The sequence below is a fragment of the Corynebacterium gerontici genome, from assembly GCF_003813985.1.
Classification (GTDB): Bacteria; Actinomycetota; Actinomycetes; order Mycobacteriales; family Mycobacteriaceae; genus Corynebacterium; species Corynebacterium gerontici.
In genome coordinates, this window is the sequence record NZ_CP033897.1 from 1,274,199 (window position 1) to 1,301,122 (window position 26,924).

The 26,924-nt window shown below is 57.0% G+C and carries 24 protein-coding genes and 1 pseudogene; 5 read left to right on the forward strand and 20 right to left on the reverse strand.

Annotated features, from left to right (window positions below; translation table 11 throughout):
• Positions 1-37: 37 nt before the first annotated feature.
• The 15 genes and pseudogenes from nusB to aspS form a co-directional block, all read right to left on the reverse strand.
• Positions 38-682: a transcription antitermination factor NusB gene (gene nusB / locus CGERO_RS05955; protein WP_123934170.1), complete on the reverse strand. Its 645-nt coding sequence runs from the start codon at positions 680-682 to the stop codon at positions 38-40.
• 6 nt (positions 683-688) lie between these two features.
• Positions 689-1,252, reverse strand: coding sequence for an elongation factor P (efp, locus tag CGERO_RS05960; RefSeq protein WP_123934172.1), 564 nt, complete (start codon positions 1,250-1,252; stop codon positions 689-691).
• Between the two features lie 120 nt (positions 1,253-1,372).
• Positions 1,373-2,461: an aminopeptidase P family protein gene (locus tag CGERO_RS05965; RefSeq protein ID WP_123934174.1), complete on the reverse strand. Its 1,089-nt coding sequence runs from the start codon at positions 2,459-2,461 to the stop codon at positions 1,373-1,375.
• 76 nt (positions 2,462-2,537) lie between these two features.
• Positions 2,538-2,996, reverse strand: a complete 459-nt coding sequence (gene aroQ / locus CGERO_RS05970; RefSeq protein ID WP_123934176.1) for a type II 3-dehydroquinate dehydratase — start codon at positions 2,994-2,996, stop codon at positions 2,538-2,540.
• Positions 2,997-3,043: 47 nt separating this feature from the next.
• The gene (gene aroB / locus CGERO_RS05975) at positions 3,044-4,117 is read right to left on the reverse strand and encodes a 3-dehydroquinate synthase (protein ID WP_123934178.1); all 1,074 of its coding nucleotides are present in this window, start codon (positions 4,115-4,117) and stop codon (positions 3,044-3,046) included.
• A 140-nt stretch (positions 4,118-4,257) separates the two neighbouring features.
• A pseudogene (locus CGERO_RS05980) lies at positions 4,258-4,809 on the reverse strand (shikimate kinase); the annotation flags it as partial.
• A gap of 24 nt (positions 4,810-4,833) precedes the next feature.
• Positions 4,834-6,039, reverse strand: coding sequence for a chorismate synthase (gene aroC, locus CGERO_RS05985; protein ID WP_123934182.1), 1,206 nt, complete (start codon positions 6,037-6,039; stop codon positions 4,834-4,836).
• A 48-nt stretch (positions 6,040-6,087) separates the two neighbouring features.
• A complete protein-coding gene (locus tag CGERO_RS05990) occupies positions 6,088-6,513 on the reverse strand; it encodes a prepilin peptidase (RefSeq protein WP_164470274.1) in 426 nt (141 codons plus the stop codon).
• A 34-nt stretch (positions 6,514-6,547) separates the two neighbouring features.
• A complete protein-coding gene (locus tag CGERO_RS05995) occupies positions 6,548-7,363 on the reverse strand; it encodes a shikimate dehydrogenase (protein WP_123934186.1) in 816 nt (271 codons plus the stop codon).
• Positions 7,363-8,511, reverse strand: a complete 1,149-nt coding sequence (gene mltG, locus CGERO_RS06000; RefSeq protein WP_123934188.1) for an endolytic transglycosylase MltG — start codon at positions 8,509-8,511, stop codon at positions 7,363-7,365. Before mltG ends, CGERO_RS05995 begins: the two co-directional genes overlap by 1 nt.
• 85 nt (positions 8,512-8,596) lie before the next feature.
• Positions 8,597-9,163, reverse strand: coding sequence for a Holliday junction resolvase RuvX (gene ruvX, locus CGERO_RS06005; RefSeq protein WP_123935987.1), 567 nt, complete (start codon positions 9,161-9,163; stop codon positions 8,597-8,599).
• 101 nt (positions 9,164-9,264) lie between these two features.
• Positions 9,265-11,940 carry an alanine--tRNA ligase gene (gene alaS, locus CGERO_RS06010; protein ID WP_123934190.1) on the reverse strand — a complete coding sequence of 892 codons (2,676 nt, stop codon included), beginning with the start codon at positions 11,938-11,940 and terminating at the stop codon, positions 9,265-9,267.
• Positions 11,941-12,038: 98 nt separating this feature from the next.
• Positions 12,039-13,364, reverse strand: a complete 1,326-nt coding sequence (locus CGERO_RS06015; RefSeq protein ID WP_245998789.1) for a replication-associated recombination protein A — start codon at positions 13,362-13,364, stop codon at positions 12,039-12,041.
• Positions 13,364-14,608 carry a phosphotransferase gene (locus CGERO_RS06020; RefSeq protein WP_377016464.1) on the reverse strand — a complete coding sequence of 415 codons (1,245 nt, stop codon included), beginning with the start codon at positions 14,606-14,608 and terminating at the stop codon, positions 13,364-13,366. Before CGERO_RS06020 ends, CGERO_RS06015 begins: the two co-directional genes overlap by 1 nt.
• Positions 14,609-14,826: 218 nt before the next feature.
• Positions 14,827-16,617 carry an aspartate--tRNA ligase gene (gene aspS / locus CGERO_RS06025; RefSeq protein ID WP_123934194.1) on the reverse strand — a complete coding sequence of 597 codons (1,791 nt, stop codon included), beginning with the start codon at positions 16,615-16,617 and terminating at the stop codon, positions 14,827-14,829.
• A 246-nt stretch (positions 16,618-16,863) separates the two neighbouring features.
• Here aspS and ypfJ point away from each other — a divergent pair, with 246 nt between their 5' ends.
• From ypfJ to CGERO_RS06045, 4 genes are all read left to right on the forward strand, one after another.
• Positions 16,864-17,739 (forward strand): KPN_02809 family neutral zinc metallopeptidase, encoded by an 876-nt coding sequence (gene ypfJ / locus CGERO_RS06030; RefSeq protein ID WP_123934196.1) that lies wholly within the window; start codon positions 16,864-16,866, stop codon positions 17,737-17,739.
• Positions 17,740-17,788: 49 nt separating this feature from the next.
• The gene (locus CGERO_RS06035; RefSeq protein ID WP_123934198.1) at positions 17,789-18,388 is read left to right on the forward strand and encodes a TetR/AcrR family transcriptional regulator; all 600 of its coding nucleotides are present in this window, start codon (positions 17,789-17,791) and stop codon (positions 18,386-18,388) included.
• Positions 18,389-18,414: 26 nt separating this feature from the next.
• Positions 18,415-18,981, forward strand: coding sequence for a CE1759 family FMN reductase (locus CGERO_RS06040; RefSeq protein ID WP_123934200.1), 567 nt, complete (start codon positions 18,415-18,417; stop codon positions 18,979-18,981).
• Between the two features lie 87 nt (positions 18,982-19,068).
• Entirely contained in the window at positions 19,069-20,445 is a 1,377-nt protein-coding gene (locus CGERO_RS06045; RefSeq protein ID WP_123934202.1) for an L-serine ammonia-lyase, read from the forward strand.
• Here CGERO_RS06045 and hisS read toward each other — a convergent pair.
• From hisS to tpx, 3 genes are read right to left on the reverse strand one after another with little or no spacing between them, the layout of a single operon-like run.
• Complete coding sequence (gene hisS, locus CGERO_RS06050; protein WP_206423886.1) at positions 20,442-21,719, reverse strand: histidine--tRNA ligase; 1,278 nt, start codon at positions 21,717-21,719, stop codon at positions 20,442-20,444. The two genes, CGERO_RS06045 and hisS, sit on opposite strands and share 4 nt — an antisense overlap.
• 51 nt (positions 21,720-21,770) lie before the next feature.
• Entirely contained in the window at positions 21,771-22,409 is a 639-nt protein-coding gene (locus tag CGERO_RS06055) for an MBL fold metallo-hydrolase (protein ID WP_123934206.1), read from the reverse strand.
• A 24-nt stretch (positions 22,410-22,433) separates the two neighbouring features.
• Positions 22,434-22,934, reverse strand: coding sequence for a thiol peroxidase (tpx, locus tag CGERO_RS06060; protein WP_123934208.1), 501 nt, complete (start codon positions 22,932-22,934; stop codon positions 22,434-22,436).
• 205 nt (positions 22,935-23,139) lie between these two features.
• Here tpx and CGERO_RS06065 point away from each other — a divergent pair, with 205 nt between their 5' ends.
• On the forward strand, positions 23,140-23,946 hold the full coding sequence (locus tag CGERO_RS06065) for a peptidylprolyl isomerase (protein ID WP_123935991.1): 807 nt from the start codon (positions 23,140-23,142) through the stop codon (positions 23,944-23,946).
• A gap of 59 nt (positions 23,947-24,005) precedes the next feature.
• Here CGERO_RS06065 and CGERO_RS06070 read toward each other — a convergent pair whose 3' ends face one another.
• The gene (locus CGERO_RS06070; RefSeq protein WP_123935993.1) at positions 24,006-26,243 is read right to left on the reverse strand and encodes a RelA/SpoT family protein; all 2,238 of its coding nucleotides are present in this window, start codon (positions 26,241-26,243) and stop codon (positions 24,006-24,008) included.
• 89 nt (positions 26,244-26,332) lie between these two features.
• Positions 26,333-26,911: an adenine phosphoribosyltransferase gene (locus CGERO_RS06075; protein ID WP_123934210.1), complete on the reverse strand. Its 579-nt coding sequence runs from the start codon at positions 26,909-26,911 to the stop codon at positions 26,333-26,335.
• Positions 26,912-26,924: the final 13 nt, after the last annotated feature.

Here is a 26,924-nt window from a genome sequence, read left to right on the forward strand (position 1 = left end):
ACCACAATCCGGTGCAGCCTTTAGCGCAGCACCACGCTTAAGACGATTCTTCAGGTGTTGCGGCTTCCCCATCCTCATGAACGGCGGGAGCATCAGCGATGCCTTCATCCACAGTATTCGATACTTCGGGCACTTCCTCAGCGGTGGATGGTTCGCCGTCGATCGTGTTCTCGGGATCTTCCTCAACGGGCTGCTCCAAGGATGAAGCCGCACGCACATCCTCGATGCGCTGGGCGATAGCGTCCAACATCGCGTTGATGTATTTCGGCGAATCGTCCTGGGAAAGCTGGAACGCCATTTCAACTGCGTCGCTAATCGCTGTCTTTACCGGGATCTCGGGATTGAACACGAGTTCCCAGATGGCAACGCGCAGAACCGCACGATCAACCGCCGAGATGCGCTCAATTTCCCAGTCCTCGCTGAGGTTTGCCGCAATGAGCTCATCGATGCGATCGAGTTCTTCGGCGGCACCTGCAACGATTTCCTGACCGTACGCGGCTACCGGCGCTACACCTTCGACGTTTGCGCGAGCCAGTTCGGTGCGATCCTCGGTAATGCGAACTGGGTCGACGTCGCGAAGCTCGGCTTCGTAAAGCACCTGCGCAGCACGGAGGCGAGCGCGATAGCGAGAACCGTGGCGTTTATGCCGCGGCACGCGGCTGTGTTGTTTCGAATCAGTCACGGCAGATTAGGCGTTCACGCGCGAAATGTACGAGCCATCGCGGGTATCGACGCGCAACACGTTTCCGGTTTCAATGAACAGCGGTACCTGAATTTCCGCGCCGGTTTCCAAGGTTGCAGGCTTGGTGCCGCCGGTAGAGCGGTCACCTTGCAGGCCGGGATTAGTGTGCTCCACGCGCAGATCGATGGAAACTGGTAGTTCAGCAAACAGTGGTTCGCCATCGTGGAAGCTCACCTGGACGCGGGTGTTCTCCAGGAGGAAACGGCCTGCGTCGCCAAGCAAGTGGGGAGCCAATTCGATCTGGTCGTAGGTCTTGTCGTCCATGACCACGTAGTTCTGACCATCGTTATAGAGGTAGGTCATGTCGCGACGATCGACGGTCGCGGTCTCGACCTTTACACCGGCATTGAAGGTCTTATCAGTGACCTTGCCAGAGACGACGTCCTTGAGCTTGGTGCGCACGAATGCGGGGCCTTTACCCGGCTTCACGTGCTGGAACTCAACGATCTGCTGGAGCTTGTTGTCGATCTTCAACACGAGACCGTTTTTGAAATCAGCGGTGGTTGCCACTCGTTCCCAACTTCCTTTTCTTTGGACGTACGTTTTAGCCCCTCAAGGCTACGCTGCTCAGGTTACTGGGTTCAACATGGGGCTCAAAATGCCCCACGCCTCGCCCTGTATGCCGGTTTCTTAGATGATGTGCAACTTCTTATCCAGCTTGGTCAGGTTCTCTGCACCGCCCGCTTTGATCACCAAGGTGTCTTCAATGCGCACGCCGCCCTTGCCAGGAACATAAATTCCTGGTTCGACCGTCAGCGTCATGCCCTCGGCAAGCTCTCCCTGGGAGTTCTTAGCTGCGGCTGGTGCTTCGTGCACATCGAGCCCAACACCGTGCCCAGTGGAATGCACGAAGTATTCCCCGTAGCCAGCATCTTCGATGATCTCGCGGCACGCTCGATCGACGTCTTGGGTGCTTGTTCCCGGATTCGATACGGCAACACCGGCTTCTTGGGCACGAAGTACGATTTCGTAGATTTCTCGTGAGAAGTCATCTGCTTCGCCAACAATCAGAGTACGAGTGGTATCGGAGTTAAAGCCATCTTTGTGGGCTCCAAAGTCTACTGTCACGATGTCGCCATGCTGAATCACTCGTTCAGAAGCGCCGTGGTGAGGCTTGGCGGAATTGGGCCCAGAGGCAACGATAGTGTCAAAGCTCGTTCTCTCCGCACCTTTGAGCCTCATTCGATATTCGAGGTTGGCTGCAACATCAATCTCGCGTTTGCCAGCCACTAATTCTCCGGCTTCGAGCATTTCCGCAAACGCCTCGTTGGCGATGTCGGCCACTTCACGGAGCTTGTCCAATTCCACAGCGTCCTTGATGATACGAATATCTTCCGCGACCCCAGAAACGGGAACGAGCGTGATCTCATCGCTGATATTCTGCTTCAGTTGCTCGAGAGCTTCCACGCTCATGTGCGCGGCTTCAAAGCCAACCCTGCGGGGTCCTTCACACTCTTTGAGCAATTCAGAGGTTAGCGCTCGGGTGATCAGAGCTTCGATATCGGGCACTTCTTCAGCGATCTGCGTGGTGTAACGGCCATCCGTGGCAATGCGAGCGGAAAGGTCTTTATTGATGAGCAGCGCTGCGTTGGAACCGGAAAAACCGGAGAAGTATCGGATGTTGGTCAGATGGGTTAACAGCATTGAGTCAACCCGCTGCGCAGCGAGTTTCGCCGCTAACGCTCTCCGGCGGTTTTCGAAGCGTGAATCTGAGAGCATGGTGTTCTCCTCCGTTGGTCTCTCGGTGTTAATCAAAAATGAGGGCAAAAAATTGCAGACTTGTGGGAATCGGGATCTATGCCTGGTGAGTTGCGGTAAGCCTTTCGGCAATATGTCGCACTGCCAGGAGGTAGCCTTCAACACCAAAACCGGCAATCACGCCTTTTGCGATCGGGCTGAGATAGCTATGCGCACGAAAACTCTCTCGGGCGTGAACATTGGAGATGTGCACCTCGATGAATCCGGTGCCATCGGCAACTTCCGCTAGGGCATCGCGAAGTGCAACGGAAGTGTGCGTCAAGCCTCCCGGGTTGATAATGACTGGCCAGCCCTGATCCGCAGCATCGTGGACCCATTCAATCAATTCGCCCTCGTGATTGGATTGCAGACATTGCACACCGACTCCAAGTTCGGTAGCAAGGGCGTCGATTGAGCGTTCAACGTCAGCGAGCGTGGTGGATCCATATACCTCGGGCTGACGCTTTCCCAAGCGATCGAGATTCGGACCGTTGAGCACGAGGATCTTCGGCTTCATGTTGCAATGCTCCTTCGTTTCCTTGCCGGGTCGGGATGTGAATCCCATCATAGAAGGCTGAGGGCATTGTAGGCGGCACGGAGCTGCTCCTCCGTTGGGCCTTCAATACGGGTGGTGTCCCCAACCCCACGAAGCCCTACAAAACGAATGGCTCCGTCTCTGTTCTTTTTGTCTCTGCGCATTCCCTGAAGCAAGGTATCGAAATGGCCAGCCTCGTAAGTTGTTGGCAATCCAATACCAGCAATGATTTCCTTATGACGGCGCAACAATTCGGCGTCGATCAAGCCGAGCTGATGCGAGAGATGCGCTACAAACATCATGCCGACGGCTACCGCGTTGCCGTGGCGCCACCGGAAATCTTGATGCAGTTCTACTGCGTGGCCAAAAGTGTGACCGTAGTTGAGAATTTCACGCAAGTTGGATTCTTTGAGATCTTGCGCTACAATATTCGCCTTGACCTGTACTGACCGTGCAATCAGTTCCGGCAGATGCCCCTCCACGCAAAGGCAGGCATTCGGATTCTGTTCGTAGAGTGCGAGGATCGCTTCATCGGCGATAAAACCGGTTTTGATGATCTCGGCTGAGCCAGAGACCAGCTCACTGTCAGGCAAGCTCGCAATGTAGTCAAGATCAATGAACACTGCGGACGGTTCGTGGAACGCCCCAACCAAGTTCTTCCCAGCCGCGGTATTGATTCCCGTCTTACCTCCAACTGCGGCGTCCACCATAGCGAGCAACGTGGTTGGCACCTGCACCACTTGGATTCCGCGCATCCAAGCGGCGGCAACGAAACCGGCGAGATCTGTCACCGCTCCCCCGCCCAAACCGATGATGCCGTCCCTGCGTCCAAACTCTGCTGCTCCCAACGAGTCCCACAAGCGGCCGGCTACCTCGAGTGTCTTTCCCGCCTCAGCGTCGGGCACTACTAGGTTGAGCACCTCCAGGCCTCGCGTTCCGAGTGCCTCGCCGAGCGCAACTTGTGCTCGCTCCATGCTTGGTTGAGCGACGATTGCTACCTTGCTCATTTGGCGTTCGCTCAGAAAATCTGCGATGGCTGTGTTGAGGCCATGACCAATGTGCACGGTATAAGGTGATGCGGTCTGAACGTCGATGCTCTTCATGGCTTTCGGGCTCCTTCTTTTGCGCTTGCTTCTTGGCATGCGGCTACTCGGTCAAGTTGCATTGACGCCACGATCCGTTCCTCCGTCGCGTCGCGCCCGGGGACCAGATTTCGTCCGGATTCATGGCGATCATCGTGAGCATCAAGCTCGTCCAAAATATCGGCCACGACTCGTTGTGGACTGCGATCGTGTGTACGTACTCGGAAATCCGCTACCTCTCGGAAGAGTGGTTCGCGACGTTTGAGCATCGCCGCGTACTTTTCGGCCCGATTTTCACCTTGGAGCAGCGGCCGGGAGGGATCGTCGGTCCGGCGAAGCCCTTCTTCCAGCGATATATCTATCCATACCACCCTTTGGTGCTGCAGCATTCGGCGCACTTTCGCGGTTTCTACGGCGCCACCACCGAGACTGACTACTCCTCGCGAACGCAAAGCCTCAGCAATCTTTTGCGTTTCTAACTCGCGAAATGCTGGCTCTCCGATGGTGCTGAGGACCTCTCCGCAGCTTTGTCCTGCGTCGTGGGCGATGAGTTCATCGCTGTCCACGAAGGTGGTGGAGAGTGCGCGTGCAAGCCTTCGCCCGACGGTCGTCTTTCCGGCTCCGGGAGGTCCAACCAGAACGACGAGTGGGCCTGTTACTTTGCTTTTCGACGCCCCCGGTATCCGTTGCTGACTCGGAGTTACATTGTTCATCGACGTGATACCCCTTCCGATGCGTTAGGGAAATTCCAGGCGTTGCGCCACTCGTTGTTGATAGGCAGCGAAATTCCGTCGTGTTTCTTCAAGGGAATCGCCGCCAAACTTTTGCAGGACGGCGCGGGCAAGCACCAGCGCAACCATCGCTTCTGCCACCACTCCCGCTGCGGGGACGGCGCAAACATCCGAGCGTTGGTGGATGCCGGTAGCCGGTGCACCCGTTACCATGTCAACGGTCTTGAGTGCCCGAGGCACCGTCGAAATGGGCTTCATCGCCGCGCGAACTCTCAGTGCTTCACCATTGGTCATGCCGCCTTCGATTCCGCCCGCACGGTTGCTAAGCCTATGCATGCCTTGTTCATTGCGCACCATTTCATCGTGTGCTTGCGAACCCCGACGGCGAGCTTCCTCAAAACCATCTCCAATTTCCACGCCCTTGATCGCTTGAATGCCCATGAGCGCCGAGGCGAGCTGCGCGTCCAGACGATCCTCACCCGATACATAGGAACCCAGACCGATTGGTAGGTTTTCGACGATGACCTCGACAACGCCGCCTAGAGTATCGCCTTGCTTCTTTGCTTTTTCAATTTCAGCAATCATCGACGCCTCGGCCTCGGGGTTGGCCGCGCGGACCGGCGAAGCATCGATTGCCTCAAGCATGTCAAAGCTCGGCGCCGCTCCTTCTTGCAACTGTGAAGCACCGATGGAAACAACGTGAGAGAACACTTCCACACCAATCGTTTCGCGCAGGAAGTTCCTTGCCACCGTTGCTGCGGCTACACGCGCGGCAGTTTCACGAGCAGAGGCGCGTTCGAGCACCGGACGGATCTCATTCAAGTCATACTTGAGCATTCCGGCGAAGTCAGCGTGACCAGGACGTGGCCGAGTCAAACGGGCGCCGCGGCCGGACGCCATGGCGGCGGCAACATCTTCGTCGTTCAGGTCGATCGGATCGGCTGACATGATAGTGGTCCATTTCGGCCACTCGGTGTTGCCGATCATGATGGCAATCGGGCTTCCCATGGTGCTGCCGTGTCGCACACCACCAAGGAAGGTGACCTCGTCTGCTTCAAATTTCATTCGAGCACCGCGGCCATAGCCAAGCCTGCGTCGAGCTAATTGTTCGCTCACGTCTTCCCGAGTGAGCGGCACACCGGCAGGCATTTGTTCCACCATCGCGATCAGTGCTTGACCGTGGGATTCTCCAGCAGTAGTCCATCGAAGCATGAGTGAATTATGCCACGAGCTGGTCGATAACCTGGCATTAGTGCCCTCCTAGCAACTCAATGCGATGCACGCGGCGATGAGCATGCCCGGACCGTGAGGCGTGCCACGATTCCGCAACGCTCCACGTTTTCGGCTGATAATCGAGGAAATCCCAGCGAACACCATGGTGATCGCCGACGCGATCACCATGGCCACAAGCACCGCGAAAAGTCCCTGCTGAGCTGAGATGATGCCTAGTGTGGGCGCTAATTTGACGTCTCCGCCACCCACCCCGCCGATCATGAGAGCCAGGAAAAGATACGATCCGCCCCACAGCAGCGCACCCCAAAGCATTGTGGGATCGTTGAGCATCGCCCACCCAACTGCCACCGCCAGCGCAGGCAAAGTGAGTGCATTTGGCAAGATGCCACGGTGGACGTCGAAAAGCAAAAGGCACAGGCCCCAAGAAACAATGAGTATCCCCCAAAAACTCATGAAGCTAAGCCTAGCGCTTCGCGCGTCGGTGCGCTCAGTGAATCTTGAGGTCGCGCTCCAACGCAATACGCATCGCCTCACGCGGCGGCTGAACCCCGGTGAACTGTTCGAACTGCCCATAGGCCTGTTCAGCAAGCATCACATAGCCACCCACGAAAGCAGTACCAAGCGCTGAGGCCGCCTGCATCAACGGCGTTGGCCAAGGATCATAGATCACATCGAGCACGGGAATCTGCGCGAGCGTCTGGGCAAACGGTGCAACTACTTCTGCGGGAACAGTAGAGACCAGGACATCCGAGCCTTCCAGCGCGTCTTGGAGCTGATCAAAGGATGAAAATTTCAACTCGACGCCCAAAGCCTCTGCAAGGTCGCCAAATTCCTCACTGCGGTCGCTACGATTGACAATTGCTACCGATTTCGCTCCCCGCTTCGCCAGCGCATAGAGAGCAGGTCTCGCCGTTCCACCGGCTCCGACAACGCAAGCCCTAGTGATCGCTTGCGTGCCCATCAGCTCAGCAAGAGCACCCAGCACGCCGTCGATATCAGTGTTATCGGCGTGCCAGCCTTCAGGTGTCCGGAGTAGCGTATTGGCCGACCCAACCAGGGCTGCACGCTCGCTCACGCTGCTTGCACACTCCAGTGCCGCAAACTTGGCTGGCATGGTGACTGAACAGCCACGAACCTCCGGACCGAAAGCCTCCAAGGTCGCTGGCAATCCCTCCGCATCGCATTCCTGGCGCTCGTAGTGCCAATCACGCATGCTGAGAGCCTCATAGCCGGTGTTGTGGAGCAGCGGCGAACGAGAATGTTCGATTGGCTTTCCCAACACCACCGCGCGGAACTGAGTCATCAGCGGTTGCTGTCCAAAACGCCGTTATCCATGGACTCCTTGGTGGCCTGCTGGTGATCTTCAAAGGAGTTGCTGAATACCGTGGTGCCGTCCTTATCCACGGTGACAAAGTAGAGCCAATCGCCTTCTGCCGGGTTCTCCATTGCCTTGATGGCTTCTACGGAGGGGCTGGCAATCGGCGTCGCAGGCAGGCCGTCCTTGGCATACGTGTTCCAAGGAGTTTCACGGGCGCGATCTTCGTTCGTAGTTGCGACCTCTTGTTCTGAAAGGTCGTAGTTCACGGTTGAGTCAAACTCCAGGCGCTGCGGTTCCGCCAAGCGGTTCAAAATCACGCGCGCCACCTTATCGAAGTCCCCCTCCGGTGCCTCGCGCTCGACGAGGGAGGCAGCGGTCACCATCTCATACGGGCTTAGACCGACGGCCTTGGCGCGGTCTTCCAGATTAGTTTCGGCAAACGTCTGTGCCGAGCGAGTAATCAAATCCTTCATAATCGACTGAGCGTCAGCGTTCGGATCAACAATGTACTGCCCCGGCACAATGAGACCTTCGAGCCGGCGAGGATCGTCACCGCGTTCCTTGACCGGCTCCATAGCCCAGCCGGGCACGCCCAGTTCTTCAAGGTTCGCGGTGGCACCAACACGCTGCAGCTCTTCAACCTGAATGCACTTCGATTTTCCTTGGGCACAAGAAACCTGAGAAATCATGGAATAGATGCCGTATCGGGTGTCGCCTGCAACCACCTTCACGTCCATGAGCGTGGCACCACCTGGGATATCCAGCATCTCAATCTGATTCTCAGGGTTCAGCAGTGATTCTACGGCCGCCTTCGCACTCATTTCCTGCTGAAGCTTATAAAAACCAGGCTTGAGTTCCGAGGCTTGCTTATTGGCGTAAGCAGCGCTGGCAAAGGTGTCAGCGTCTGCCACGACATGCTTGTCTTCCAAATCGGGGCCGAGCTCAGACATGGTGGCACCCTCTGGAACTTCCACGAGCACAGTGGTGCCATTGCCCCGCCCTTGATAATCACTGCTATTAGAACTCATATGCACACCGATGTAGACGATGGCCGAGACGAGAAGAACTAACGCCGCGATCATCACGGCCAGGCCGCGCTGGCGTCGCTTAACGTACTTCGGTTCCATGCGCATCGATCGCAGGCCTTTCTCTCAGGTGCACGAATCCAAGATGCGTGCTGTTAGGTTAAATCTCTAAAATTTTTCTGAACACCAGGGATCAACGATTAACGATACCTTTTTTCGGCCCGGGTTTGGGCAACCGTCGTGGTAATACCTTCAAACGTTGATCCAACCAAGACTGCAGAATTTCCACAGCAGCGGCTTGGTCTATCCGACTGCGAGCGTCTTTCTCTTTGACTCCAGACGTCCGCATGGCTTGGGTGGCTACTACGGTGCTGAGGCGTTCATCCGCTAACTGCACCCGGCACCGAGGACGCACTCGTTGCTCATTGCGCAATCTTTCTATGCCCCGGGTCAAGCGCCGGGCAATCATGACCGCGTGTTGTGCACTTTGCGAACCCCTGCCTTTGAGATCGCGCGGTAGCCCCACGACTACTTCAACTACCTCAAGCTCCTCGACCAACGCCAGCAGACGCTCGATGTCAGCACCGTCTTCGTCACGAAGCCCTGTACGCCGTTGAATTGTCTCAACTGGTGAGGCCATCGTTGCATCACGATTTGATACCGCGACCCCAATTCGAACGCTTCCTACATCGACGCCGAGTCGGCGACCCGCGCCCGGATCTTGTGCACCTGGCGTGTCTGGTATGGGAAAAGTTTCCATCATCCTTGTTTTTATCAGTGCCTGACGCTGATCTCATCTCACAACGGGAAAAATACTTCCATCCCGAGAGCAGAGATCAGTCGTCCAAGAAGAACAATGAGCTAGGCCTGGAGTTGCTCGCGGATTGCGTTCACGCCTTGCTCGAAACCACCGATGTCTGAGCCCGAACCTTGAGCCATGTCGGGCTTTCCGCCACCGTTACCGGAGATGTATTGGCCCAACACTCCCGCGAGTTCCTTGGCGCTGTGTCCGGCCTCTTGTGCCGGCTTCGACGTTGCTACGACGAAAGGCACTCGCCCGCGATCATCCGCCGCTACTAACACGATCACCCCGGCCTCGTTGCCCAGCTTGGACTTCATCTCCATCGCCAAGGTGCGCAGATCACCAGCCCCGGTACCGTCTGGCAGGCGCTTATGCACGAAGGACAGCCCATCGAGGTTTTCAGCGGCGGCGAGCAATTCATTCACACCAGACAACAACTGCTTGCGATGCAGTTCAGCGATCGTCTTTTCCGCTTCCTTTAGTTTCTGGGTCAGTGCCGCGACGCGCTCGGGAACTTCTTCGGGCTTTGCCTTCATCGCGGTCGCCATGCCCTCAACCAACGCGCGTTCCTTTGACAGGTACTGGAAGGAGTCTAGGCCAGAGTATGCCTCGATGCGGCGAACACCTGAACCCACCGAGGATTCACCAAGAATGGATACCGGGCCGATCTGCGATGAGTGTGCAACGTGGGTGCCACCGCAGAGCTCCATAGAGAATGGTCCTCCAATTTCCACGACGCGCACCACGTCGCCGTAGTTTTCACCAAACAGCGCCATCGCTCCCATCGCTTTGGCCTCCTCCAAGGAGGTTTCGATGGTGTTCACCTTCCAGTCGCTGTCCACGGCCTCGTTGGTGATCTTCTCGATCGCCTCCATTTGCTCGGCATTGAGCCCTTCGGTGTAGTTGAAGTCAAAACGCAGATAGCCGGGCTTGTTCATGGAACCAGCCTGCACTGCCGTGGGGCCAAGCACTTCGCGCAAGGCCGCGTGAATCAGGTGCGTGGCCGAGTGCGCCTGGCGCGCGGCGTGACGCCACTTCGGATCAACAATTGCCTCCACGTCCTCGCCCAGGCTGATGCCGCCGCGTTCAACTGTGGCTTTGTGGACCCACAACTTCTTGCCGATTTTCTGCACGTCGCCGACGTGTAGCAGGCTACTTCCCGCCTGAATCGTGCCGCGATCACCAAGCTGTCCGCCCGCCTCCGCGTAGAGCGGAGTGACGTCCAGAATGACTTCGACATCTTCACCCTCGGCTGCCTCGGAGACCTGTTCCCCATCGCGGATCAGGCCGATAACCTTTGCGCTGCTGTTGAGCTCTTCAAAACCGGTGAACTCGGTGGGGTGTTCATCGACGAACTGACGGTAGACGGAGAGGTCCGCATGGCCGTGCTTCTTTGCTCGCGAATCTGCCTTGGCGCGGGCAATTTGTTCATCCATCAGCGCATTAAAACCGTCTCGATCCACTTCGAGCCCAGCCTCAGCGGCCATTTCCAAAGTGAGATCCAGAGGGAATCCATAGGTGTCGTGCAGGGTGAATGCCTCAGCACCAGAAAGGGTGGTGCCTCCCTCTTTCTTCACTTGACTTGCAGCTTGCTCGAATAGGTGTGTACCCGATTCGAGGGTGCGCAAAAACGCGGTTTCCTCGGCAACTGCTGCCTTGAGAATCCGGTCGCGATTGTCAGCGATTTCGGGGTAGGAAGGCGTCATCGTGTCCATGATGGTGTTCATGAATAGCTCCATGGTGCGCCCCTTGGCTCCCAGCAGACGGGCGGAGCGGATGATTCGACGCAGCAGTCGGCGCAAGATATATCCACGACCGACGTTGCCAGGGGTGACGCCGTCGAGCATGATCATCATCGCGGTTCGCGAGTGATCGGCGATGATACGGAATCGAATATCGTTGATGCGCTCGGTACTGGGGTCCTCGTAAACAGTGCCAGTGACTTTCTCAGCGGCTTCAATCACCGGACGCAGCAGGTCGGTTTCATACACGTTGTCAACGCCTTGCAAGATGCAGGCAACGCGCTCAACTCCGAGACCGGTGTCGATATTCTTCTTCGGCAGATCGCCGAGGATTTCAAAATTATCTTTGCCGATACCTTCCCCGCGCTCTTTCTCCATGAACACGAGGTTCCAGATCTCCATGTAGCGGTTGTCGTCGGCAACCGGGCCGCCTTCTTTGCCGTATTCGGGACCCCGGTCGTAATAAATTTCCGAGCAGGGGCCACACGGACCAGGGATGCCCATGGACCAGTAGTTATCGGCCATGCCCAGGCGTTGGATTCTTTCAGCAGGCACGCCAATGTGCTGCTCCCAGATCTCCGCCGCCTCATCATCGTCGAGATATACGGTGACCCACAGTCGCTGTGGGTCCAGGCCATAGCCGCCGTCTTCCACGGAGCCGGTCAGCAGCGTCCAAGCGTGTTCGATAGCGCCCTTTTTAAAGTATTGACCGAAGGAGAAATTGCCCGCCATCTGGAAAAAGGTGTTGTGGCGAGTGGTGATACCAACTTCTTCGATGTCGAGGGTACGCACGCACTTCTGAATCGAGGTGGCCTTGCCGTTGGGAAACGGTGGGTTCTGCTGGCCCAGGAAGTAGGGCTTAAACGGCACCATGCCGGCGTTGACGAATAGGAGGTTGGGATCGTCCAGGATCAGGGACGCGCTCGGCACAGCTTCGTGGCCTGCTTTGACGAAGTGTTGAGTAAAACGTTCCCGAATCTCATGGGTTTGCACTGGGTATAGCCTCGTTTGCTTTCGATCTTTAGGAATTTTGTGTCAAGTTCGCACTGTAGCGAAGAATCATTGCAGTACTCTACCGTAGAATCATCGCCCTACTGTCCCCGGATGATGGCTTTCAGCCTTGGCCAGAGTTGAGCTATTCGACGTTCATCGCCGTGTTCACTCGGCCTGTAATACGCGACTTGTTCGAGCCCTTCGGGCAGATATTGCTGGCGCACCACGCCGTTTGGATCATCGTGCGGATAGACGTATCCCACCGCATTGCCCATCGCTTTTGCACCCTCGTAATGCCCATCACGCAAGTGCGCTGGCACCGTGCCTGTGCGACCCCGTTGTACGTCGGCAAGCGCGGCGTCTATGGCAGCGATGACGGCGTTGGATTTCGGTGCGCTGGCGAGGTGAATGGTTGCCTGTGCAAGGTTGATTCGTGCTTCGGGCATGCCGATGAGTTGCACCGCTTGCGCCGCCGCCACCGCCACTTGCAAAGCTGTTGGATCGGCCATGCCGACGTCCTCGCTGGCATGTATCACAAGTCTTCGTGCCAGAAAACGAGGATCTTCTCCCGCATCAATCATCCGCGCCAAGTAGTGTAAGGCGGCGTCGACGTCTGAACCTCTTATGGATTTGATCCAGGCACTGGTGATGTCATAGTGCTGGTCCCCATCTTTGTCGTAGCGGACAACGGCGCGATCAATATTGTTACTCACCGTTTCGGCGTCCAATATCCCGCCATCGGCGACGGCCTCAGCTGCTGCTTCCAGATACGTCAGGGAGCGCCGGGCATCGCCGCCGGCGAGCCGAATGAGCAGGCTCATGGCCTCTTCATCAACGTCGATCCGGTCAGCGAGTCCACGTTCCGAGCTCACGGCTCTGCGGAGCACTTCGGCTATGTCGTTGTCATCTAGGGATCGCAGTTGCAGCACGAGAGATCGCGATAGCAGCGGTGCGACTACGGAAAAACTGGGGTTCTCGGTTGTGGCGGCGACCAACAGCACTATACGGTTTTCTACCGCAGCCAACAGTGCGTCCTGCTGTGTTTTAGAGAAGCGGTGCACCTCGTCAATGAACAACACAGTTTTTTCGCCATGGATCAGGCGCTTGCGGGCTTCGTCGATGACTGCGCGAACTTCCTTCACACCCGAGTTCAGCGCCGAGAGCCCCACAAAGTGATGTCCGGTGGCAACGCTAATCAGGGAAGCAAGCGTGGTCTTACCGGTACCGGGCGGCCCGTACAGGATGACCGACGCATCACCTGAACCTTCAATCAATCTGCGCAGCGGCTTTCCCTCTGCGAGCAGATGTTGCTGACCTTGCACTTCTTGCAGCTTGCGCGGGCGCATACGCGCGGCCAACGGTGCGTGGGCGTCGGCATCGAGCGCATCGGGTTGCTCACCCGGAGTACTGAACAGGCTTTCCACTAGCTTGTGCGCAGCTTTTCGACGATCTGCGTTGCAAAATCAGCAACGACGGGGAAGCGATAATCCGCATTCCGCCGTGCGAAGCGCTGAATGGCCTCGAACGTTTCGTGCAAATCTTGGCGCACCAACCGGGGTGCCGCTTCATCGTCAATGGCAATCTGCAGAATATTCACGCCGTTTTCTTCGACGATCTCCATCACGCGCTCGATGCTGAGCGCGTGGATGCCCTGTTCCTCGGCGACGTCGAAAAGCGTGCCGAAGGCCGAGGTCATAGCACCTACATGCATCATGGCAAGGCTCGAGAAAGCCCAGCCCACCAATGCGATGAGGATTCGCGCCTGTAAACGCTCCGAGTTGCGGACGTTGGGCCACAGCGCACCAACCTCCTCCACCCACGCTTCCACCAGGGCATCCGCCTCGTCATCTGAGATTGGTCTGGAACTTAGGAATTGTGGGAAACCCGAAATCACGCAGGCCAAGTCGAAAGTGACATCGCGGAAGCCTGCCCATTCATAGTCCAGGAAATGGGTATTTTCGGAAACGATGATGTTGTCCGGCGATAAGTCAAAAGGCGTAAAAGCACGGTGTTGTCCACGGTGCAAACGGCGCTTGGACTCCAACGCCATGGCCTCCACTACCTCAGGAACACGAATCCCGGCGTCTTCCACAAGACGCATACCAACTTCGATGGAGATACTCAGCAGATGCTCGCGAAAACGATGCATCGCCTGAATTTCAGGGTGCTTTTGCAACATCCTGTGCAGAAGAATGTCGAAGTGCCCTTCCTTAGTCGCGGTACCCGCGTGCATTTTTCCCAGTGACTCTCCGAGGTTGCGGAGGATTTCCATCCGGACTGGTTCCTTTGCCGTCTCCAGCAAATCCGCGAAAGTATCACCGTCTCCGGAGTCTGAGAGCACCATCATGTGCGCATCAACGTCGTAGGCCAACATTACAGGACCCGGCCGCACTTCCGGGCTCAACGAGGTGGTGAATTGATAGGCAACAACTTCACGCAGAAACATTGAAGTATCAGCCAAGTCTCCGCTGTTGGGGACATGCTTAATAACCACAGAACGCGCTTGCAAAAATGGAGAGGGAGCGACCTTGGCACGAAGCACTACCGCACTTCCTGAACCATCCAGGCGGCTAATCTCTTTGAGCTGCTGACTGCCACCGAGCCTCTTGCTGAGCAAGTCCTCAGCGGTAGCAACGATGGTGTCAAGCTGCGATTGTTCGATATCCACGCGGATACTCCATCTCCCTCGTAGAGCTGCTCAAGCGCTGCGAGTTTCAGCGCTCCTGCACACCGAATCTCGGCACGCAGCTATTCGCGCCCTGCTGACCTCTCTGGAAGAGCGCGCGCGGTGCTACCCGCACAACGGGGCGCATACGCGCCCCGTTTCGTTTACATTAGCCAAGCCTATCATCCGAAGGTGATAGACCCGGCTGTGGGAACTTAATCCTAAGCTTCTTGCTTCTTCTTCGGATTGAAGTCCACGCCGGTCTCGCGTCGCTGTTCCAACGGAATTGGCGCGGGGGCATCCGTGAGCGGATCAACACCGCCGCCCGACTTCGGGAAGGCGATCACGTCACGGATGGAATCGAAGCCACCCAAAAGCGAGACGATGCGATCCCAGCCAAACGCGATACCGCCGTGTGGCGGCGCGCCGAATGCGAAGGCCTCCAGCAAGAACCCGAACTTCTCTTGAGCCTCTTCCTCGCTGATGCCCATCACATTGAAAACGCGTTCCTGCACGTCTTTTTGATGGATACGGATCGAACCGCCACCGATCTCGTTGCCGTTACAGACAATGTCGTAGGCGTAAGCGGTGGCCTCGCCCGGCTGCTCGTCGAAGTGGTCCATCCACTCGGGCTTGGGCGAAGTAAAGGCGTGGTGCACGGCAGTCCACTTGGAGTTGCCCAGAGCCACATCGCCGGAAGCGGTGGCGTCAGCAGCAGGCTCAAACAGCGGAGCGTCTACAACCCAGGTAAACGCCCAATCGCCTTCCTTGATCAAACCAAGCTTGTTGGCGATTTCGCCGCGGGCAGCGCCTAGCAGCGCGCGGGAACTCTTGGTTTCACCCGCAGCGAAGAAGATGCAGTCGCCATTCTTCGCGCCAACGTGCTCGGCAATGTCTGCGCGCTCTTGGTCGGTGATGTTCTTTGCCACCGGGCCGGAGAGCTCGCCATCTTCACCAACGAGGATGTAGGCCAGCCCCTTGGCACCGCGCTGCTTTGCCCACTCCTGCCAAGCGTCGAGCTGGCGGCGCGGTTGCGAAGCTCCGCCTTCCATAACGACGGCGCCTACGTACTCGTTTTGGAACACGCGGAATGTGGTGTCTTTGAAAAATTCGGTGCACTCGGTGATCTCGATGTCGAAGCGCAGATCCGGCTTGTCGGAACCATACTTCCTCATGGCCTCAGCGTAGGTCATTCGCGGAATGGGGGTTTGAATCTCGTAGCCGATGAGCTTCCACAGCTCGACTAAAATCTCCTCGGCCAGAGCGATCACGTCGTCCTGGTCCACAAAGCTCATCTCGACGTCAAGCTGCGTGAATTCGGGCTGGCGATCGGCGCGGAAGTCCTCATCGCGGTAGCAGCGAGCGATCTGGTAGTAGCGCTCCATCCCGGCGACCATCAAGAGCTGCTTGAACAGCTGCGGCGACTGCGGTAGCGCATACCAGCTACCCGGCTTCAGGCGCGCCGGCACCAGGAAGTCGCGCGCACCCTCCGGGGTGGAACGGGTCAAGGTGGGGGTTTCGATTTCTACGAACTCGTGCTTGTCCAACACGCGGCGCGCCGCTTGGTTCGCCCGCGAGCGAAGGCGCAGGGCGTTGCCCTGAGACTGGCGGCGCAGGTCCAGGTAGCGGTAGCGAAGGCGAGCCTCCTCACCGACTTCACCGGACTGCGAAGGATCGTCGATCTGGAACGGCAGCGCCGCCGACTCATTGAGTACCTCGAGTTCTGTGGCGTTTACTTCAATCTCGCCGGAAGCCAGGTTCGGGTTCTCGCTTCCCTCAGGCCGGGGCTCAACAATGCCGGTGACTTTCACACAAAATTCGCTGCGCAGATGGTGAGCGCGCTCGGCTACTGCCGAGTCACGAAACACGACCTGTGCCACGCCAGATGCATCACGCAGATCAATGAAGATCACGCCACCGTGGTCTCGGCGGCGAGCCACCCATCCTGTCAGCGTGACGGTTTGTCCCGCCGCCTCTTTGCGGAGGTCACCTGCATAATCTGTGCGCAGCACTGAGCACCAATTCCTTCCATACGTACAGTGTTAAACGTAGTTTTTGTTTGCGGCGATGCTTCACCGTTTTCACTTTGCATTGCAAGCTCAGGCCAAAGACCCGTGCCGGTACAAGGCATACTGAGCCATGTATCTTACTCTCATGTTGTGCCCTGCGCCCGAATGCAGGTGCTCCGCGGCCCGGGACGTGCGTGATATCCCTTCTGGTTTGGGACTTTACTGCGGTTAATATGGCATGATCTACGCATGACCTTTCGCGGTGGAATAGAAAAGCCGGAAAACCTCGCACGCACCGGCGGTAATGGCGGAAAGATTGCCGCAGGCGGTGGTATCGGCACACTGCTGCTGGTTGGACTCTTTTTGCTCATGGGAGGCGACCCCGCACAATTGGGCGGGCTCGTCGGTGGTGAGCAACAGCCTCAGAGTCAGAATAGCTCGGGCACCTTGGAGCATTGCCAAACATCGGATGATGCCAACAAGTATGCCGATTGCCGCGTCGAATTCACCGCGCTCTCCCTGAACCAAGTTTGGTCCACGCAGCTTCCGGATCAGGCGAATCTGAACTACACCAAACCCGGGCTCACCGTGTTTAACAGCAGCACAAGCACTGGCTGTGGAACTGCGTCCTCAGCCACAGGTCCGTTCTATTGCCCAGTGGATCATACGGCTTATTTTGATGTGAGCTTCTTTGATCAGCTCCAAAAATATGGGGGCGAAAATACTCCCTTCGCCCAGGAGTACATCGTCGCTCACGAATTCGGTCACCACATTCAAAGCATCGAAGGCACTCTGGGCCTCTCCGACTACAACGATCCAGGCCCAAACTCGAATGCTGTGAAGATCGAACTGCAGGCTGACTGCTACGCGGGCGTCTGGGGGCACTTTGCAGATAAGGGCGAAGACGCCTTCCTCGAGCCAATCACCGAGCAACAGGTCCAGAATGCTATTGATGCGGCTCGTGCCGTCGGCGACGACAACATCCAGAGCAAGGCCGGCCGCAATGTCAACCCAGAATCTTTCACGCACGGCTCCTCTCAACAACGTCAGGAGGCCTTCTTAAGCGGGTATCGATCAGGGAAAATGGCCAGCTGTGACTATCTCCAGCGTGGCGTATACAGCTAGCAGGACGATGACTGCCGGCAGGTCAATCAAACAATGAAGTGCGAAGCTTATGAGAGTTGATGCGCAACGCCGCCGCAAAAAGATTTTGGCAGCCGGAGTTCGTTTACTCATGCGTCACGGCGACGCCATGACTTTAGAATCCGTGGCCAAGCGTGCGGGCGTCGGTATCGCGACGGTTTACCGCAATTTTCCCACCCGTGAGGATCTTGTCCGTCACATCATGGCCGATATCGTTGAACAGGCATTAGACGATCTGGAGCATATTCTTCAGCATCCCCCACAAAATCTGACCCAGGCGAACGAAGTCATTCAACAATTGGTCAGCCTGATCGATGGCGTTGGACTGAATATTGTGATCCCGACCCTGCTCAACCCGGACGAAGCCGCACTCAGTGAAGGATACGCCCAAGCGCGATCACGGTTGCTCGATATGCTTTTGCTGGTCGCATCGCAGCTGAAAGCCTGCGGTGCGGTGCATCCGAGTATCGAGGCAATTGATTTTTACAACGGCATCGCCCGACTTGTAGATCATCAAGCTCGAAGCGCTCATGGCTCCCTTGGCAGTAACCATCAAGACTTGCTGAATATTTTTCTTGCCGGGTGCCGGCATGGAGTGAGCACTGGCTCCCCCGAAGGATTCCCTCAGTAGCGGCCACCCGCCTACACTTTGGCTGCATGCGTACCCTGACCATTATTTCTGGCGGCTTGGGAGAGCCCTCGAACTCTCTTACTTTGGGGCACACCATCGCGCGAGCGGCACAGAAAGCGATCCAAGAATGCGGATCCGAGCTTGAAGTGTCGGAAGTGAATCTCAAAGATTTGGCCTTCGATCTTGCCCATTGCATGACCCACAATGGTGAGTTCACTCCCGCTCTACAACGTGCGATTCAAACGGTCAAGGATTCCGACGCGATCATTGCGGTCACGCCGGTGTTCAAGGCCAGTTATTCCGGTTTGTTCAAGATGTTCTTTGACGCGCTGCAACCCACCGATATCAAGGAAATCCCTACCATCATCGCGGCCAACGCCGGCTCACAGCGCCACGCACTCGTACTGGAATACGCGGTTCGCCCGCTATTTAGCTATCTCAAAGCAGCAATTGTTCCAACGGCCATTTTGGTCACGCCACAGGACACCACTGAGGAGGCGCTGCCTGCTTTGAATAAGCGCATCGCACGGGCCGCCAACGAGCTCGCGATGCTGATGATCCCCGAGTACAAAAAGGGAACGCATCAGATATAACCCTGCCACCCCTCAGGGGTGTACTGTGGCGTTGTTCTCATTTTCGTTTTGGACACCACTCGGTTGCGTCTCAGAAGGCAGGTCATTGTGAATATCAGCGCGCTCGATATGTTCAGTATCGGTATTGGCCCTTCGTCGTCTCACACCGTTGGGCCTATGCGTGCAGCCATGAAATTCGCACGACGGCACTGCCTTAAACAAGGGGATACAGCAACGGTACACATCACGTTGCACGGTTCTTTGGCTGCAACCGGCGTTGGTCACGGCACTGATCGCGCAACACTGCTCGGTCTCGTTGGGTACACCCCCACCACCGTCACACCGGATATTGATCCGGCGTTTGGCACTGTGATTCCGCTGCAAGGTGAGGTCAAGGGTCCCAACGCGGTGGTGCAATACAAGTTGCACTTCGATCCTCTGCCACTCCCCGAGCATCCCAACGCGCTTACCTTTATGCTTTTCGACGCCGACGGTGCGCGTGTAAGCGATCCAGAGGTGTTCTTTTCCATTGGTGGAGGATTTATCGCAGAGGCGGATACTTTCCACGAGGATGCAACCACCACGCAATCCGCAACCATCCCTTACCCCTTTGGCACCGCCGCGGAATTACTCAACCATTGTGCTGCGCATGCCTTGAGTATCCCTGAGCTCACCTTGGCCAACGAGGTGGCGATCCATGGATCTGAGGCGGTGGTCTTCCAGCACCTGGATACGGTGTGGGAAACGATGAAACAATGCGTCAACAATGGCATGCGCTCAGAAGGAATCTTGCCCGGAGGTCTCGATGTGCGCCGACGCGCGCCCGGGCTAAAGGCGCAGCTTTTGCAACAAGGCAGTCCCCGAACTGACCCTTTATGGGCAATGGAGTGGGTCAATCTCTACGCCTTGGCGGTAAATGAGGAAAATGCCGCAGGCGGCACGGTGGTCACCGCGCCAACCAACGGAGCCGCTGGGATCGTGCCTGCTGTGATGCATTATCTTCGCGATTTCGGTTCGCGGATGTACGGCAAGAGGCATCGCGATTTCTTACTCACTGCCGCCGCTATCGGCATGATTATCAAAGAAAACGCTTCGATTTCCGGTGCCGAGGTTGGGTGCCAAGGTGAGGTGGGGTCCGCCTCGGCGATGGCTGCCGCAGGCCTGTGCCAGCTACTTGGTGGAACACCTGAACAAGTGGAGCACGCCGCCGAAATCGCGCTCGAGCACAATTTGGGTCTTACCTGTGACCCAGTAGGAGGTTTGGTGCAAATTCCCTGTATTGAAAGAAACGCCGTTGGCGCGGTGAAATCCATCAATGCTGCGCGTTTATCTATGCGCAACATGGGTGGACACCGCGTTTCTCTCGACGACGTAGTGCGCACGATGGCGGCCACCGGCTTCGATATGCACAACAAATACAAAGAGACGTCCACCGGCGGCCTTGCAGTTCACCTAGGCCTGCCGGTCAGCATTACCGAGTGTTAAGCCAACGCGGCACGCAAGTGCTGCACAAGCTGCTCGGTGGCAACATGTTGTTGCTCATGTGCCCGAAGGTTTTTCACCGCAACCTGAGCATTGGCCAATTCTTCCTCGCCAACTACCAGGGCGAAACGAGCTCCCGCGCGATCGGCGCCCTTCATGGCTCCCTTGAGTCCTCGATTGCCGAATGAGATATCAGCACGAATCCCTACTGCTCGCAGTTCGGCGATGAGGGGCATGAGCATACGCTTGGCGTCCTCCCCCATGGCCACGCCGAAGACGTCGACACGGGAGGCGTCGAAAGGCTGCTTACCTTCTGCCTCTAAGGCGAGCATGCAGCGATCGACACCCAAAGCGTAGCCAATACCGGAAAGCTCCTGGCCGCCGAGCTGCGCCATCAAACCGTCGTATCGTCCACCGCCACCGATGCCGGATTGTGCGCCCAGACCGTCGTGCACAAACTCGAAGGTGCTCTTTGTGTAATAGTCCAGGCCACGCACCAGGCGAGGATTCAGTGTGTATTGCACGCCCAAGTCATCCAGAACTCCAGTGACGGTTTCGAAGTGAGCCTGAGTTTCCGGTGAGAGGTGATCCACCATGAGCGGTGCTTCGGCCGTCATCTCGCGGACTTCGGGGCGCTTGTCGTCAAGGACGCGGAGTGGATTGATGCTCGCGCGCTGCTTCGTTTCCTCATCGAGCGGAAGCTTGAACAGGAACTCCTGCAACTTTTCGCGATACGCGGGACGGCAGGTGGCGTCGCCAAGACTCGTTAACTCGAGGCGATAGCTTTCGAGCCCGATGGAACGCAGGCTGGCGTCGGCAAGCGCAATAACTTCCGCATCGAGGTATGGGTCATCAACGCCAATGGCTTCCACGCCCACCTGTTGCAGTTGGCGATAGCGCCCAGCCTGCGGGCGCTCGTAGCGGAAAAAGGGCCCGTAGTAGCTCAGTTTGACCGGCAATTGACCGCGATCCAGGTGATGCTCAATCACCGCACGCATCACACCAGCGGTGCCCTCGGGACGGAGGGTGACCGAACGATCACCGCGATCAGCAAAGGTGTACATTTCCTTACTCACCACATCGGTGGATTCCCCCACGCCACGAGCAAAAAGCGAAGTCTCCTCAAAAACCGGCAGCTCGATGTGCTCGTAACCTGCCAGATGAGCCTGGTGAGCAAAGCTGTCACGCACTCCCAAAAATATTGGGGATTGTGGCGGCAGATAGTCTGGGACCCCCTTAGGGGCTGCGATACTTTTGAGTTTCTTCGCTTGAGTCACGAGGCTTATCTTAACGCCTAGAGTTCACTGAGCCTCAGATACGTCGATGCTTTATCGCTTTGACTGCAAAAAGGGATTACTCGCTAGCTCGGCACGGACGGTTGTTGACGGACCATGACCTGGCAAAACTTGGAGGTTGGGTGAGAGAGTCGCCACTTGCTCGCGCAGCGAAACTTCCATGGCCTCCGGATCGGATTGAGGTAGATCCGTTCTGCCAATTGAACCTTGGAAGAGTACGTCACCGGAAAAGCAGACGGTGGCCCCCACGAAGAGAAGCGAACCCGGCGAATGCCCCGGCGCGTGGCGGATTGCAAACTTCTCCCCCGCCATCGTGATCGTTTCACCATGTTTCAGGAACTCAAGGTGCTTGGCTTGCGGCATCGTGGCAGCGCAGAAGAGTACCTGTGATTCTGGCGAGACCCCCTCGCCTGCCTCTAACATGAATGCGTCTGCGCGATGAATCCACACGGGCACGTCCCAGGCATTTGCAAGAGACGCGGCGTCACGGGTGTGGTCGATATGTCCGTGAGTCAGCACAACCTGTTCGAGCTCAATGTGGTGCTCTGAAAGGTACTGCTCAATCGGGCCTTGTGCGTTCATACCGGGATCAATCACAGTGGCTCGCTGCCCGGCGATGAGCACGTAGCAATTGGTTTGGTAGGGGCCTGCGGCGAATCCTAAAAGTTCCACGCAGGCCACTGTAGCTGCTTTTGCTTAGCTGGCAAGCGCCGCTTCGGCCGCTTCGTAGTTCGGCTCGGTGGCAATTTCTTCCACGAGTTCAACGTGCTTGACGGTGCCGGACTCGTCGGCGACGATCACGGCGCGAGCCATGAGGCCTTTCAGGGGAGAATCTTCAAGCTTCACGCCGAAGTCTTCAGCAAAACTCGAGCGGAATGCCGAGGCGGGCACAACATTATTAATGCCCTCAGCTCCGCAGAAGCGAGCGAAGGCAAATGGTAGGTCTTCGGACACGCAGAGCACCACAGTGTTGTCGAGCTTGGAGGCACGCTCATTGAATTCACGAACGGAGGTCGCGCACACGCCGGTGTCCACTGAGGGGAAAATGTTTAGCACTAGGCGTTTGCCCTGGAGTTCTTCGAAATTGACTGCTTCGAGATCAGCGTTGACCAGCTCGAACTGAGGAAGTTGCTCTCCTACCGCAGGTAGGTCACCCGAGGTGTGTGCTTTATTGCCTTGGAAATGTGTAGTTGCCATGACTTCACCCTAAGCAAGAGTTGTGCGCAGCGCCACTACCTTCTTGCGCCACTGATGCTTGGTGCTTGGCGGCACCAGACTATGCTAATCAAGAACTGCCCGCGGCTAGATCACCACGAACACATGGCTCGTGCTATCCCGGGATTTTCAAAACCCCTTTGGAACAGGAGTAAGTGTGAGCAACGAGGTTCGTCGCCAGGAGGCGATGCAAAAGCTGGAGAAAGAAGTCACTTCCCGCGAACGTCAGCAAAAGCGTCGCCCCTGGCTGATTGGCGGAGGTTCGGCTCTCGCATTGCTGTTGGTGGCGGGGCTGGGTTACGCCGGTGTGCAGCACTTCGGTGAAGACGAAACCACCACGGAGGCAGCAAGCACCAGTACTGAGACTCCCTCCATTGAACCTTTGGCTCTAGAGCGTTCAGACGCACTTCCGGACACCGTGCAGTGCAATTATCCCGATGCAGGTGATGCCGCCAAGCCTGTAGACAAGCCTGCTACCAAAGATATCTCCACCAAGGGAACGGTGAAGGTCACGCTGGACACCACCGCTGGAAAGATCCCGCTGGAGTTGGACCGCTCTGTTTCTCCATGCACCGTGAACGCAATTACGCATCTGGCAAAGTCCGGCTTCTACAACGACACAGTGTGTCATCGCCTGGTTACCCAAGGGTTGCACATCTTGCAGTGTGGCGACCCCACTGGTCAGGGCACCGGCGGCCCGGGATTCAGCTTCGCCAACGAGTATCCCACCGATGAGGCCAAGGATCAGCAGCAGCCTGTGAACTATCCTCGCGGCACGATCGCGATGGCAAACTCAGGCGCTGACACAAACGGTTCGCAGTTCTTCTTGAACTACGGCGATTCTCCCTTGCCACCGAGCTACACCTACTTTGGCAAGATCGGCGATGAAGGCCTGAAAACACTCGACAACGTCGCTGCGCAAGGTGTAGAAGGCGGCGGTTCAGAGGGCGCTCCCGCCACGGAAGTGAAGATCAACAAAGCGAGCGTGAACTAGCTTTTCGACGTCCCACGCCCTCCATCGCATCCACATGGTGCGTATGGTGGGCGTTGCTTTTAGCCTCCTGCAGTAACGCGATAGACGTCGAAGACCCCTTCAATATTGCGCAGTTGGGCCATCAGCGAACCCAGTTGCTTGGTATCGGATACCGAGAACGTGAAGCGAACGATTGCCACGTGATCGTCGGCGGTATGCGAATTCATTGCGACCACCACAACTCGCTGCTCATTGATAGCGCGGGTCAGATCCATAAGCAGCCCGTCACGATCCAATGCCTCGAGTTGCAGCGTGGCGGCGAAGGCCGAACCGTTGCCTTCCTGGATCCACGCGACGTCAATAAGCCTTTCCGGCTCCTGCTCGAGTTTGCGCGCGTTCGTGCAATCCACTCGATGCACTGATACGCCACCGCCTCGGGTGACAAAACCGAAGATCTCATCACCGGGAACTGGCATACAGCACTTGGCCAGCTTTGCCATGACATCGGGGCTGCCCTGCACTAGGATTGCTTGACCATTGGATTTCTGATTCGAGCCGACGAGCTGGCTCATCGGTGTGCGGGAGACCAATGTATCCACCGCATCCTCGGCATCGCCGAACTGCGCCATGAGGCGGTGAGCGACGTTGGATGCAGAAACATTGCCCGAACCGATCGCGGTGTACAGCGAATCGATATCGGGATAGTGCAACTCAGTGGCCACATGCTTCATGGTAGAAGCCGTAAAGAGCCGGTGCATCGGCAAACCACCGCGCTGAACCTCAGCCGCCAGCGCATCACGCCCGGCTTCGAGGTACTCACCACGGCGCTCCTTAGCAAACCACTGGCGAATCTTTGCCTTGGCTCTGGGTGAGACCACGAAGTCGCGCCAATCCTGGCTAGGACCCGCATTCGGATCCTTTGAAGTGAAGATCTCGACGCGGTCTCCGGATTTCAGCTTCGATTCCAATGCAACGAGCTTGCCGTTGATCTTCGCACCGATACAGCGGTGGCCTACCTCGGTGTGCACCGCGTAGGCGAAATCTACCGGGGTGGCGTCCACGGGAAGGTTAACCACGTCGCCCTTAGGGGTGAACACAAAGATCTGTTTCGAGGTGAGATCGTAGCGCAAGCTGTCCAGGAACTCGTTTGGATCCGCAGCTTCTTTTTGCCAATCCAGCAGCTGGCGCATCCACGACATCTGATCAATTTCAGCTTGATCACCTTTAGAGCCCTTTGACTCCTTATACCTCCAGTGGGCAGCGATGCCGTACTCGGAATTGAAGTGCATCTCGTGAGTGCGCACTTGCACCTCGATCGGCTTACCACTGTCCCCCATTACGGTGGTGTGCAGCGACTGATACACACCGAATTTGGGTGAAGAAATATAGTCTTTGAAACGCCCCGGCATAGCTGAATACAGGGCGTGCACCACACCGATCGCCGCGTAACAGTTGTTTACCGAATCCACCAGGATACGCAGCCCAACCAGGTCAAAGATTTCGTCGAAGTCTTTTCCTCTGACGATCATCTTTTGATAAATCGACCAGTAATGCTTCGGCCGTCCCATAACCTCGGCTTCGATGTGGTTTTCGCGCAGTGCCTGCTGCAACTCAGCCGAGACCTCTTTGAGATAGCGATCACGAGAAGGTGCGCGGTCTGCCACCAGACGCACGACTTCGTCGTACTTCTTGGGGTACAAGATGGCAAATGAGAGATCTTCAAGCTCCCATTTCACACTGGCCATACCCAGACGATGCGCGAGCGGGGCGATCACCTCAAGCGTTTGGCGAGCTTTCTTCGCCTGCTTTTCCGGTGGCAAGAACCGCATCGTGCGCATGTTGTGCAACCGATCCGCCACCTTGATCACCAGGACACGGGGATCCTCGCTCATCGCCACGATCATCTTCCTGATCGTTTCAGCCTCGGCTGCCGCGCCGAGGGCGACTTTATCGAGTTTCGTGACGCCGTCGACAAGCCTGGCAACTTCCTCACCGAAGTCCCGGGTAAGGTCTGCGAGGGAATAGTCCGTGTCCTCAACCGTGTCGTGGAGCAGAGCGGCCACCAGCGTTGTGGTGTCCATGCCAATTTCCGCAGCGATAGTGGCTACCGCCAGTGGGTGCGTGATGTAGGGATCGCCGGACTTCCGAAATACCCCCTCGTGCAAGCGCTCGGCAGTGGCATAAGCCCGGTCCAGCAGCGCCGGATCTGCTTTGGGGTGGAACTCGCGGTGAATCGCCATGAGTGGCTCAAGCACCGGATTGATCCTCACCCGAGAGCCGGTCAAACTACGCGCCAGACGAGCCGACATGCTGCGCATGCTATTCGACTGCCTCTGCGGCTTTTCCTCAGCCACGCCAAGCCCCTTTCTGCTTAGAAACGCTTCTCATGAAACCAAAGGAGCTTTCGTCAGTCCGCTTCCGATGCTCCGGTGTACTGCTGCTGGTTCACCACAAACAGCGGGATATCACCCAAGCGATCACGGCCAGACAAACCTTCGACTTCCAAGACTACGGCGCAACCGACAACCTCACCACCGCATTGCTGAATCAGCTTGATCGCTGCACTCAACGTACCGCCAGTAGCCAAGACGTCATCCACCACCATGACCTTTTTGCCACGAAGATCCAAGTTTTCCGCAGGAAGTTCAAGTGCCGCCGTGCCGTACTCAAGATCATAAGACTCCGTATGCACCGGAGGCGGAAGCTTTCCCTTCTTGCGAATCGCCAAGATGCCATTGTTGTTGCAGTACGCTACTGCCGAACCGAGCAAAAAGCCTCGGGCGTCTAGACCGCCGATCAACTCGGCGTTCAGGCTGCGCCCGACCTTGGCTACGTCGTCGATGATGAGTCTAAACGCCTCAGGGTCTGCCAGTACCGGGGTGAGATCCTCGAACAACACCCCTTTGACTGGAAAATCTGGCACGAGGCGAGTCTTGGCCTGTAATGCCTCAAGTGAATTGATGTATCGGGGTTGTGGTGCGTTCATGAGCGTTCTTCCT

Excerpts from the sequence above, each read along its gene's own strand:
- CGERO_RS05965 (WP_123934174.1), bottom strand. The coding sequence starts at position 2,461 with ATGCTCTCAGATTCACGCTTCGAAAACCGCCGGAGAGCGTTAGCGGCG.
- aroQ (WP_123934176.1), bottom strand. The coding sequence starts at position 2,996 with ATGAAGCCGAAGATCCTCGTGCTCAACGGTCCGAATCTCGATCGCTTG.
- aroB (WP_123934178.1), bottom strand. The coding sequence starts at position 4,117 with ATGAAGAGCATCGACGTTCAGACCGCATCACCTTATACCGTGCACATT.
- aroC (WP_123934182.1), bottom strand. The coding sequence starts at position 6,039 with ATGCTTCGATGGACTACTGCTGGAGAATCCCACGGTCAAGCACTGATC.
- CGERO_RS05990 (WP_164470274.1), bottom strand. The coding sequence starts at position 6,513 with ATGAGTTTTTGGGGGATACTCATTGTTTCTTGGGGCCTGTGCCTTTTG.
- CGERO_RS05995 (WP_123934186.1), bottom strand. The coding sequence starts at position 7,363 with ATGACTCAGTTCCGCGCGGTGGTGTTGGGAAAGCCAATCGAACATTCT.
- mltG (WP_123934188.1), bottom strand. The coding sequence starts at position 8,511 with ATGCGCATGGAACCGAAGTACGTTAAGCGACGCCAGCGCGGCCTGGCC.
- ruvX (WP_123935987.1), bottom strand. The coding sequence starts at position 9,163 with ATGGAAACTTTTCCCATACCAGACACGCCAGGTGCACAAGATCCGGGC.
- ypfJ (WP_123934196.1), top strand. The coding sequence starts at position 16,864 with ATGACCTTTCGCGGTGGAATAGAAAAGCCGGAAAACCTCGCACGCACC.
- CGERO_RS06035 (WP_123934198.1), top strand. The coding sequence starts at position 17,789 with ATGAGAGTTGATGCGCAACGCCGCCGCAAAAAGATTTTGGCAGCCGGA.
- CGERO_RS06040 (WP_123934200.1), top strand. The coding sequence starts at position 18,415 with ATGCGTACCCTGACCATTATTTCTGGCGGCTTGGGAGAGCCCTCGAAC.
- tpx (WP_123934208.1), bottom strand. The coding sequence starts at position 22,934 with ATGGCAACTACACATTTCCAAGGCAATAAAGCACACACCTCGGGTGAC.
- CGERO_RS06065 (WP_123935991.1), top strand. The coding sequence starts at position 23,140 with ATGCAAAAGCTGGAGAAAGAAGTCACTTCCCGCGAACGTCAGCAAAAG.
- CGERO_RS06070 (WP_123935993.1), bottom strand. The coding sequence starts at position 26,243 with ATGCGCAGCATGTCGGCTCGTCTGGCGCGTAGTTTGACCGGCTCTCGG.
- CGERO_RS06075 (WP_123934210.1), bottom strand. The coding sequence starts at position 26,911 with ATGAACGCACCACAACCCCGATACATCAATTCACTTGAGGCATTACAG.